Origin of the sequence: Arsenophonus sp. ENCA, from assembly GCF_002287155.1 — a bacterium.
GTDB classification, from domain to species: domain Bacteria; phylum Pseudomonadota; class Gammaproteobacteria; order Enterobacterales; family Enterobacteriaceae; genus Arsenophonus; species Arsenophonus nilaparvatae.
Genome location: NZ_NHNG01000112.1, coordinates 1 through 2804 on the forward strand (window position 1 = coordinate 1; position 2804 = coordinate 2804).

Annotated in this window: 5 protein-coding genes and 3 pseudogenes; 5 read left to right on the top strand and 3 right to left on the bottom strand. The window is 36.6% G+C overall.

What is annotated here, in order from left to right; all coding sequences use genetic code 11:
- From CBG25_RS03245 to CBG25_RS03260, 5 genes and pseudogenes are all read left to right on the top strand, one after another.
- Nucleotides 1-118: pseudogene (locus tag CBG25_RS03245) on the top strand (IS630 family transposase); the annotation flags it as partial.
- A pseudogene (locus CBG25_RS21260) lies at nucleotides 118-192 on the top strand (phage integrase Arm DNA-binding domain-containing protein); the annotation flags it as partial. The pseudogenes CBG25_RS03245 and CBG25_RS21260, both read left to right, overlap by 1 nt.
- Nucleotides 193-210: 18 nt before the next feature.
- Nucleotides 211-495, top strand: a complete 285-nt coding sequence (locus tag CBG25_RS03250; RefSeq protein WP_366212665.1) for a hypothetical protein — start codon at nucleotides 211-213, stop codon at nucleotides 493-495.
- Nucleotides 488-874 (top strand): tyrosine-type recombinase/integrase, encoded by a 387-nt coding sequence (locus CBG25_RS03255; RefSeq protein ID WP_290604484.1) that lies wholly within the window; start codon nucleotides 488-490, stop codon nucleotides 872-874. The genes CBG25_RS03250 and CBG25_RS03255 overlap by 8 nt, the downstream gene beginning before the upstream one ends.
- Before the next feature lie 5 nt (nucleotides 875-879).
- Nucleotides 880-1089, top strand: coding sequence for a tyrosine-type recombinase/integrase (locus tag CBG25_RS03260; RefSeq protein ID WP_290604492.1), 210 nt, complete (start codon nucleotides 880-882; stop codon nucleotides 1087-1089).
- A gap of 24 nt (nucleotides 1090-1113) precedes the next feature.
- On the opposite strand, the gene yqiA is transcribed toward CBG25_RS03260, so the two are convergent.
- From yqiA to CBG25_RS03275, 3 genes and pseudogenes are all read right to left on the bottom strand, one after another.
- Nucleotides 1114-1659 carry an esterase YqiA gene (gene yqiA / locus CBG25_RS03265; protein ID WP_290604486.1) on the bottom strand — a complete coding sequence of 182 codons (546 nt, stop codon included), beginning with the start codon at nucleotides 1657-1659 and terminating at the stop codon, nucleotides 1114-1116.
- Nucleotides 1659-2498 (bottom strand): 3',5'-cyclic-AMP phosphodiesterase, encoded by an 840-nt coding sequence (cpdA, locus tag CBG25_RS03270; protein ID WP_290604488.1) that lies wholly within the window; start codon nucleotides 2496-2498, stop codon nucleotides 1659-1661. The genes yqiA and cpdA overlap by 1 nt, the downstream gene beginning before the upstream one ends.
- 180 nt (nucleotides 2499-2678) lie before the next feature.
- Nucleotides 2679-2804, bottom strand: a pseudogene (locus CBG25_RS03275) (IS5/IS1182 family transposase); the annotation flags it as partial.

The window sequence follows — 2804 nt, forward strand, 5'->3', positions numbered from 1 at the left end:
AGCGTTTCGGCAGGAAATACACCACTTTTTCCGTAATATATTACCGGGATTGGACGGAGCCTTGTCGCGCCGGATTAATGACAACTTCCAGACGCTGAAAAATGCAACTTCAAGTTAATCGAGTATAGAGACCCACGTACACGGAAGGAATACGGTTTAGGCAGGAACAAAGCCTATGCAATTAACGAGGCTATCAGTGCGAATCAGTTATTGCTCAATACAGAGAAAGTAAAACCTCTAACAGAAAGGATTGACGGACAAGGAACTGTCTATTTTCATGAGTTTTTAGATAGATATGAAGAAATATTGAAAACAAGGGGATTAAGAGAAAAAACATTAAAAGATTATAAAAGTAAAGTATTAGCGATAAGAAAAGGAATTCTTGACGCACCAATAGAAAATATTTCTACTAAAATAATTAGCGACTTTATTTATTCATATATAATGAACGATAAGCCATCGGCTGCTAAGCAAATAAGGGGGAACTTTGAATGATATTTTCAAGGAAGCTCTTTACACGGATACTATAAAAATTAACCCTGTATCTCAAACAAAAACTCCAAAAATTAAAATTCAGCGAGCAAGGTTGTCTCTGAATGACTTTAATATTATTTTAAAGTTAATAAACGATGACAATCATTGGTTAAATCATGCAATGAAACTGGCTTTAGTTACCGGTCAGAGGGTGTCTGATATTTCAAAAATGAAATGGGAAGATATTCATGATGGGAAATTATGGATTGTTCAACAAAAAACCGAAACTAAAATAGCTATTCCACTGGATCTTGAAATTGAGTCTACAAAATTATGCAATATTTTGAAAAACATTAATCATGAAGCTAACTTTGTTATTACAAAAAATAAATTACAGTAGCAAGAATATCAACCGAATTTACAAGATTTAGGGATAAAACAAAATTAACATGGGAAGGATCACCACCGTCTTTTCATGAAATTAGAAGCTTGTCGGCAAGACTGTATACTGAAAAAATGGGTAGTAATTTTGCTCAAAAATTATTAGGTCATAAATCTGCTGAAATGACAGCTAAATATCAGGATGATAGGAGTAATAGTTGGATTGAAATTTAAAATTTATAGTGAGTGAATAGTGAATTATAGTGATAATTTATTTTTATCTATCTGATATATAAGCATTTTAACTTCATGAAACTTACACTCCATAAGATAGGTAACAGCTTGACGATAGTCCAATATTTCATCACCTGTTTGTTGTAATAGCCAAATCAAATCAGGCGCCGTTAATGCATCAATTTGTATTGCTTGTAGTTCATTTAAATGGTGGGATTGTAAAATGTAGCGTTCCTTTGTATAAGGATTGACTTGCTCACCTAAATACTGCTCAAACAAATCAAAAGGACGTACCGCTGGATTGACAACCACAGCGGGTAAATTAAATTTCTGCAATAACCAAATAGCAAAATAACCGCCCAATGAAGAACCTAACAACCCAATCTGCTCTCCTGCATGGGCTGCTACGAGATTCTGTAATAATTCAATCGCTTCTGCTGGATAGCAAGGAAGCTGGGGTATCAACATATTAACTGCTGGATGTTGTCCCTCTAGCCAAGTTTTTAAGCTATTTGCCTTCTGCGATAAAGGAGAACTATTAAAACCATGTATATAAATTAATGTTGACATTAATAACCACCTGAGTCGAAATCTGGGCGAAATTTATCACTATCCAATCTGAAAACTTGTGTATCCAACACATTTTCACCGTCATCATTGATAGAAAGATCAAGATAACGCCACCCCGGTGCCATTGTATCTAATGTGAAATTAGTACAATGAGGTTTAAATTGTATACAGGTTGATGGTGTTGCCATCATGCGAACCCCTTGCCAATATTCATCTATTTCTTGGTGAATATGCCCACATAAAATCGCTTTAACTTGTTGATATTGATTTAAATAGTCAGCCAAAATATGAGAGTTACGCAAGCTATGTTGATCAAGCCAGGTACAACCCGAAGGCAAAGGGTGATGATGTAACATTAGTAAATGACTACGCTCCGTGTATGCATCAAAACAGCGTTTCATCCATAACAGCTGTTGCTTAGATAATTTTCCATGCACAGCACCTTGAATTTGGCTGTCCAACATCAGGATTTGCCAATTATCATTAATTAGCACCTGCTTAGAGGGTAAAATTCCTGCTTTTGCTAAAGTAGCAACCATTGCCGGTTGATAATCGTGATTGCCCGGCAACCAAACACAAGGAGTAGATAACCGTTTGATCCCTTCCGCAAAATGCTGATAAGCTGATGCAGATTGATCTTGAACCAAATCACCGGTAGCAACAACCAAGTCAACATTTTCATTGCGCGCTAAAATTGCATCAATTACTGCATGAAAACTACCAAAAGTATTGACGCCAAGTAGAGTATCATCAACATTAGCAAAAAGGTGAGTATCGGTAATTTGCAAGATCCTCACCAGGCTTTTTTGCTTTGTTGTTAATTTAAACAGACTATCCAAGCAATTTCCTTAGTTTCTACCTACTTTATACGTTATTTTAACATTAGGGCACCTCGAAAAACTCAAGATTTTCAATTAACCCTTGGCTTTCATTCTAAATAATTAGATTTTTTTTGATTATCACGCTACTGATTCTATCGCACATTGCCCTGGCTAGGGCCATTTGACCCATTCTGGGCGTCAGAAAGCCACGATGCACGCGCTCTGGAAGTACGCCAACCGCTTTAGGTTGTAACATGCTGCCATCATCGTCATGGCAAAATTAGCGCGCACCTGTCCAATGGTGCGGATCAGTTTTCTACCCAT

Coding starts and splice junctions, on each gene's coding strand:
- yqiA (WP_290604486.1), bottom strand. CDS start 1,659: ATGTCAACATTAATTTATATACATGGTTTTAATAGTTCTCCTTTATCG.